This is a genomic window from Bacillus sp. N6 (assembly GCF_052805735.1).
In genome coordinates this window covers 1-7,500 of sequence record NZ_CM127843.1, presented here as the reverse complement: position 1 = coordinate 7,500, position 7,500 = coordinate 1, and the positions used below count along the sequence as shown (strand labels likewise).

The window sequence follows — 7,500 nt, the reverse complement described above, 5'->3', positions numbered from 1 at the left end:
TCCAGTTAAGCGTTGCAGACGCATATCTAAAATCGCTTGCGCTTGTTTCTCACTTAAACCGAAACGTTCCATTAAGCCTTGCTTTGCAATATCAGCCGTTTTTGAACTACGAATTAACGTAATAACTTCATCAAGATGATCTAAAGCAATTCGTAATCCTTCTAAAATATGGGCACGTGCCTCTGCTTTTTCTAATTCATAAGCAGTACGTCTACGGATTACTACCTTCTGGTGCTCCAAATAATGATATAAGTTTTGTTTTAAGTTTAGTACTTGAGGCTCTCCATTTACAAGAGACAACATATTAATACCGAAACTTGTTTGAAGTGCTGTATGTTTATATAGATTGTTTAATAGTACGTTTGCATTAGCGTCACGACGTACTTCCATGACAATACGCATACCATTTCGGTCTGATTCATCACGTAAATCTGTAATACCTTCAATTTTCTTATCGCGAACTAATTCTGCGATTTTTTCAATTAATCGTGCCTTATTAACTTGATAAGGTAGTTCCGTTACGATAATAGATTGTTTACCATTTGATTTCTCTTCAATTTCAACTTTGGCACGAAGCATAATAGAACCTCGTCCTGTTTCATAAGCTCTACGGATGCCACTTCTTCCTAAAATTAAACCTGCCGTCGGGAAGTCTGGACCAGGAATATATTCCATTAATTCCGCGATAGTGATATCTGGATTATGGCTTAATGCCAAAACACCATCAATTACTTCGCCAAGTTGATGCGGCGGAATATTTGTTGCCATACCAACTGCAATACCTGTCGTACCGTTTACTAATAAATTAGGGAAACGCGCTGGTAATACAATCGGCTCTCTTTCCGAACCATCGTAGTTATCTTGGTAATCAATTGTATTTTTTGAAATATCACGTATTAATTCCATAGAAATCTTAGACATTCTTGCCTCTGTATAACGCATTGCCGCTGCTGAATCTCCATCTACAGAACCGAAGTTACCATGCCCATCTACAAGCATATAACGTTGACTGAAATCTTGCGCCATACGTACCATTGTTTCATAAACGGCTGAATCTCCATGAGGGTGATACTTACCGATTACTTCACCGACAATACGTGCTGATTTCTTATACGCTTTATCAGCTGTAATTCCTAAATCATTCATCGCATATAAAACCCTACGATGCACAGGTTTTAATCCATCACGAACATCTGGTAATGCACGAGATACGATAACACTCATTGCGTAATCTAAAAATGAGGTACGCATTTCATGACTAATATTAATTTCTCGAATTCGTGCTTGTTGTTGATTGTCTGACATCAACGAGCACCTCCTCTTACATTTCCGTTACACATACATTGATTTATATGTAGAAGACAGGAATACTTAGATTCCTGTCATTACTCATTTAAATATCAAGGTTTTTCACGTATTTTGCATTCTCTTGGATAAAGTTACGACGCGGTTCCACTTTATCACCCATTAAAATTTCAAATGTTTCATCTGCTTCTATTGCATCTTGAAGGGAAACTTGAAGTAACGAACGTACTTCTGGATCCATTGTCGTCTCCCATAGCTGAGTTGGATTCATCTCTCCAAGACCTTTATAACGTTGAATTCCTGGTTTCGGCTGGGCTGGTAACTCAGCTAATATTTTTTCAAGTTCTTTATCATTATAAGCATATTGAATTTTTTTACCTTGTTGCACTTTAAACAAAGGTGGCTGTGCGATATATATATATCCACACTCAATTATTTGACGCATATAACGATAGAAGAACGTTAATAATAGGGTACGAATATGCGCACCATCAACATCAGCATCGGTCATAATAATAACTTTATGATAGCGTGCTTTTTCGATATCGAAGTCCCCACCAATATTTGTACCAATCGCCGTAATAATTGTACGAACTTCATCATTTGATAAAATCTTATCTAAGCGTGCCTTTTCAACATTAATAATTTTACCCTTCAGCGGTAAAATTGCTTGAAAATGACGATCGCGTCCTTGTTTTGCAGATCCACCCGCAGAGTCACCCTCTACGATATAAATTTCACTAATTGCTGGATCTTTAGAAGAACAATCTGCCAATTTCCCTGGTAAACTTGAAACTTCTAAAGCACTCTTTCGGCGAGTTAGCTCACGAGCCTTTTTAGCTGCTACACGCGCACGTGCTGCCATCGTCCCTTTATCTACAACCTTACGTGCAACATTGGGATTTTCCAGTAAGAATTTTTCAAAAGCCTCAGAGAATACTGACTCCGTAATCGTTCTCGCTTCACTATTTCCAAGTTTCGTCTTCGTTTGCCCTTCAAATTGTGGATTTGGATGTTTAATTGACACGATTGCTGTTAAACCTTCACGAACATCTTCACCAGTCAAATTACTATCCGCATCTTTTAAAATGTTATTTTTACGACCATAATCGTTAATCACACGTGTTAAGGCAGTTTTAAATCCTACCTCATGTGTACCACCTTCATACGTATGAATATTATTTGTAAATGAGTAAATATGATTTGTATATCCTTCGTTATATTGAAGCGCAACTTCAACTTGAATACCATCTTTTGAACCTTCTACATATACAGGCTCTTCATGAATTGGTTGTTTTGAACGATTTAAATGTTCAACATATGATTTAATTCCACCTTCATAGTGGAACTCTTTCTTTTGCTTATGTTCACGTTTATCTTCAATTGTTAATTTAATATTACGATTTAAAAACGCCAACTCACGCATACGAGTCGCTAGCGTATCGAATTCATATTCTGTCGTCTCTTTAAAAATTTCTGGATCCGGTTTAAAGCGAGTTATTGTTCCAGTCTTATCTGTATCACCGATGACTTTTAAATCTGCAACCGGAATACCTCTTTCGTATTTTTGGTAATGGATTTTACCATCACGATGTACAAATACTTCTAATTCTGTTGATAAGGCATTTACAACAGATGCACCAACACCGTGCAAACCACCAGAAACTTTATAACCGCCACCGCCAAATTTACCACCAGCGTGGAGGACAGTCATAATAACCTCTACTGCAGGGCGTCCCATTTTTTCTTGTATACCAACTGGAATACCACGTCCATTATCCGTTACAAGAATACTATTATCTTCTTCGATACTAACGTTAATTTCATCGCAATATCCTGCTAACGCTTCATCGATACTATTATCGACAATCTCCCATACAAGGTGGTGAAGTCCCTTCCCACTCGTAGATCCAATGTACATACCCGGACGTTTCCGAACTGCCTCTAGTCCTTCAAGTACCTGTATCTGACTTTCATCATATGCATTTTCTTGCATTTGTTTTTGTTCCATTGACACAAAGATCACCTACTTTTCCATTTAAACAGGGGTTTATGCCCTATCTATTTCACAATCTACCGTGCCGTTCGTTACATGAATTGTTTTCGCATCTTTTAATGTTTCGTGTTCAATTCCGTCGACACTCGTCGTTGTAACAAATGTTTGCACCTTTCCTTGAATTGTATTTAACAGATGTGATTGACGATAATCGTCTAATTCTGATAAAACATCATCCAGTAAAAGGATTGGATATTCTTTAACCTCTGAATAAATTAATTCAATTTCAGCTAATTTTAGGGATAGTGCGGTCGTTCGTTGTTGTCCTTGCGAACCAAAGACTTGAACATTTTTACTATTAACGAAGAATTGTAAATCATCACGATGAGGACCAATTAAAGTCGTACCACGGAAAATTTCACGTTGTTTCACAGATTGAAAACTTTCATAGTATACTTCTTTTATTTTCGACAAATCCATTGATTCTGATACATCTACACTTGGTTTATAGACAATTTCTAACTCTTCTAATCCACGGCTTATACCGCGATGAATTGGAGCTGCCCATTCCTGTAGCAAATGCAAAAATTCAAAACGTTTTTGCAGTATTTTTGCACCATGCTCAATTAATTGAAGGGTAAATACATCCAACATCGTTTCCTCATTCTTACTATTCCCTTGCATTTTTTTCAACAAGTGATTTCGTTGCGTGAGCACCTTTTGATATTGACTTAATTCATACAAATATACAGGAGCTATTTGTCCTAATTCCATATCTAAAAAGCGTCTTCTTACTTGAGGGCTTCCTTTTACAAGATTTAAATCTTCTGGGGCAAACATGACAACGTTCATCACGCCAATATATTGACTTAACTTTTGTTGTTCAAGTTGATTTAATTTTGCCTTTTTACCTTTTTTCGAAATATTTAATTCCAAAGACAAAGAACTGTTTCTTTTTTGTAATTTCCCTTTTATTTGACCAAACTCTTCATCCCAGCGGATAAGTTCGCGATCATTAGAGGTTCTATGAGATTTCGCCATCGCTAAAACATAAATAGCTTCCATCAAGTTTGTTTTCCCTTGTGCATTTTCGCCGATAATTACATTTACCTTATCTTCAAAGGAAAGCTCTAATTTTTCATAATTGCGATAGTTTTTTAATTGTATTTCTGAAATAAACAAAGGGCTCCCCCTTTATGCCTGAACTTGGAAAGTTCCGCTTCCTGGAATTTCAATAACATCATTCGCATATAGTTTGCGACCTCTTCTATTTTCAAGTTCGTTGTTCACGTACACTTCATATTCTTGTAAAAACCATTTTACAGCGCCACCTGTATCAATTACATCAGCTAACTTTAAAAATTGTCCTAGTGTAATATACTCTGTTGAAATTTTAATATGTTTCATAAAATCGCTCACTTTCTGAAAGTGTTCATTCTTTCATTGTACTAAATAAACTAACATTAGGAAAGTAATACCCAAAAATCAAATAAGGGCCACTAGCATCTTTAAACTAGCAACCCTTATTCCTTACCTAGTAAGTACGAACTGGTAAAATTAATTGAATAATTGAATCATCATTTACTGTACGAATTAAGAACGGTCTCATCGCCCCAGTAAAACTAACTTTAATCTCTGTACTATCCAAGGCTTTCAATGCATCCATCATATATTTTGCACTAAAAGATATTTTTAACTCTTCTCCATCTACTTTTTCACATTGTACTTCTTCGACAACTTTTCCGATTTCTGGTGAATTCGAAGAAATCTCTAGCATTTCTTGCTCTAAAGTTGATAATTTGACAACGTTATTGCGCCCATCTCTCGCTAATAGTGAAGCACGATCAATTGCTTGTAGGAATTCTTTTGTATTCACAAAAATATCCGTTTTACTCTCTGCTGGAATTAAACGTGTTGTATCTGGATAATTTCCTTCTAACAATCTTGAGAAGAATAATAAATGTTTTGTACGGAATAATACTTGATACTCCGTAATAACGATATCCACCATTTCTTCAGACTCATCTAGAATCTTACTTAATTCATTTAAGCTCTTACCTGGGATAACAACATTAGCTTGAAATTCATCTGCAATATTATGTCCTTCGATTTTCGCTTTTCGAAGTGCTAGTCTATGACTATCTGTTGCAATACAAGTTAACTCGCTGTTATATACCTTCCAGTTTACACCTGTCAAGATTGGTCTTGTTTCAGAAGTAGAAACTGCAAATACAGTTTGTCTGATCATATGCTTAAGTAAATCTGTTGGTATCTTAAATACATGATGTTCTTCAATCTGTGGTAATAACGGATATTCTGCAGAATCTAAACCATTTAAGTTAAATTCTGATTTTCCAGATTTTATTTTTGTCATAAAATGATTTTCCACAGAAATTTCGACAGTATCTTTAGGTAGTTTTTTTACAATCTCACTAAAATATTTTGCTTGTAAAACAATGCTTCCTGATTGAGCTATTTCCACGATTTCTTTTCCATTTTCTTCGACTGGAATAAACGATTCAATAGAAATATCAGCATCGCTTCCTGTTAATGTAACCCCTTCTTCAGTAGCTACAACTTTAATTCCCGTAAGGATAGGGATTGTTGTACGAGAAGAAACTGCCTTCATTACATCTTGTACACCTCTTACAAGATAGTCTTTTTGTATTGTAAAACGCATAAAGAAAAACCTCCGGTAAGTATAAGATTTTATTTAATTAATAAAGATAAAAAATAGTAGTAATAGTAATAGGGCTTGTGGATATGTGGATAACCCCTTTGAAGGATGTAAAAACAGTCTATCTACATGTGGATAGACTGTGCGTAAAACAAGGTAAGTTATTCACACTATTCAGCTACTACTTTAAAATACCATTAATTTCTTCAACTTGCTTTTGTAATTGCGTATCGGTTTTTAGTAGTTTAGAAATTTTTTCATGGGCATGGATAACTGTTGTATGATCACGTCCACCAAATTCTTCACCTATTTTTGGTAAAGAGGAATCCGTAAGTTCGCGTGATAAATACATTGCAATTTGGCGAGGAAACGCAACTGATTTTGTGCGTTTTTTCGCTTTAAAATCTTCTAATTTTACTTGATAAACGTCTCCGACAGCTTTTTGAATATCATAAATAGAGATAATTTTCGGCTTAGAATTTGGAATAATATCTTTAAGTGCTTCAGCTGCTAAATCAGCATTAATATCTTTATTAATTAAAGATGAATAAGCTACAACTCGGATAAGTGCACCTTCTAATTCACGAATATTTGAATCAATTTGATTTGCGATATAAAGCATAACTTCATTTGGTATATCAAGCCCTTCAGCTTTTGCCTTTTTGCGTAAAATTGCAATTCGTGTCTCTAAATCTGGCGGCGTAATATCTGTAATAAGTCCCCATTCAAAGCGAGAACGAAGACGATCTTCTAAAGTTGGAATTTCTTTTGGTGGTCGATCACTAGAAATTACAATTTGTTTACTTTCTTCGTGTAATGCATTAAATGTATGGAAAAACTCTTCTTGAGTTTGTTCTTTTCCAGCAAGAAATTGAATATCATCTATCAATAAAACATCTACGTTGCGATATTTATTACGAAAATCAACAGCTTTATTATCACGAATAGAGTTAATAAATTCATTCGTGAATTTTTCTGATGATAAATATACAACTTTTGCATTTGGATTATGTTCAATTACATAATGACCAATTGCGTGCATTAAATGCGTCTTTCCAAGCCCAACTCCCCCATAAATAAAGAGTGGATTATACGCTTTAGCTGGCGCCTCGGCTACAGCTAATGAAGCTGCATGGGCAAAACGGTTACCAGAGCCGATAACAAATGTATCAAATGTATATTTTGGATTTAACATGCTCTGTGGTAAATGAGCTGAATCATCTTGTGCTGGATTCCGCTTAACTGGAGGAAGATCAATGTCCTCTTCCGATTGACTTTGGGGAATAATAAAGCGAATTGCTAATTTTGCCCCTGTTAAATCGTATAGTGTTTCCGAAATAAGTTCTGAGTAATGAGATTCTAGCCAGTCACGAGCAAATTCATTTGGAGCTGTAATCGTTAATACGTCTTTCTTCAAGTTATGAGCCGTTGTTGATTTTAACCATGTTTCATAACTAGGCTTGCTTACCTTTTTTTCTAATTCTTTTAAGGCACTATTCCATAAATCAGAGATATTTTCCAA

General features: G+C 35.4%; 6 protein-coding genes (1 of these 6 only partly in view). All 6 read right to left on the bottom strand.

Annotated elements, in window-relative coordinates:
* Positions 1-1,305, bottom strand: the 5' portion of a protein-coding gene (gene gyrA, locus ACUXVC_RS00030) for a DNA gyrase subunit A (RefSeq protein WP_095689920.1). 1,167 nt of this gene lie to the left of the window's left edge; 1,305 of the gene's 2,472 nt are visible here — the first part of the coding sequence; it begins with the start codon at positions 1,303-1,305; its stop codon lies beyond the left edge, outside the window.
* An 88-nt stretch (positions 1,306-1,393) separates the two neighbouring features.
* Positions 1,394-3,316 carry a DNA topoisomerase (ATP-hydrolyzing) subunit B gene (gene gyrB, locus ACUXVC_RS00025; RefSeq protein WP_000435980.1) on the bottom strand — a complete coding sequence of 641 codons (1,923 nt, stop codon included), beginning with the start codon at positions 3,314-3,316 and terminating at the stop codon, positions 1,394-1,396.
* Between the two features lie 39 nt (positions 3,317-3,355).
* Complete coding sequence (gene recF / locus ACUXVC_RS00020) at positions 3,356-4,483, bottom strand: DNA replication/repair protein RecF (RefSeq protein ID WP_000470755.1); 1,128 nt, start codon at positions 4,481-4,483, stop codon at positions 3,356-3,358.
* Between the two features lie 12 nt (positions 4,484-4,495).
* Positions 4,496-4,708 (bottom strand): S4 domain-containing protein YaaA, encoded by a 213-nt coding sequence (yaaA, locus tag ACUXVC_RS00015; RefSeq protein WP_000680510.1) that lies wholly within the window; start codon positions 4,706-4,708, stop codon positions 4,496-4,498.
* Positions 4,709-4,835: 127 nt separating this feature from the next.
* A complete protein-coding gene (dnaN, locus tag ACUXVC_RS00010) occupies positions 4,836-5,981 on the bottom strand; it encodes a DNA polymerase III subunit beta (RefSeq protein WP_001212886.1) in 1,146 nt (381 codons plus the stop codon).
* A gap of 178 nt (positions 5,982-6,159) precedes the next feature.
* The gene (gene dnaA, locus ACUXVC_RS00005) at positions 6,160-7,500 is read right to left on the bottom strand and encodes a chromosomal replication initiator protein DnaA (protein ID WP_000428028.1); all 1,341 of its coding nucleotides are present in this window, start codon (positions 7,498-7,500) and stop codon (positions 6,160-6,162) included.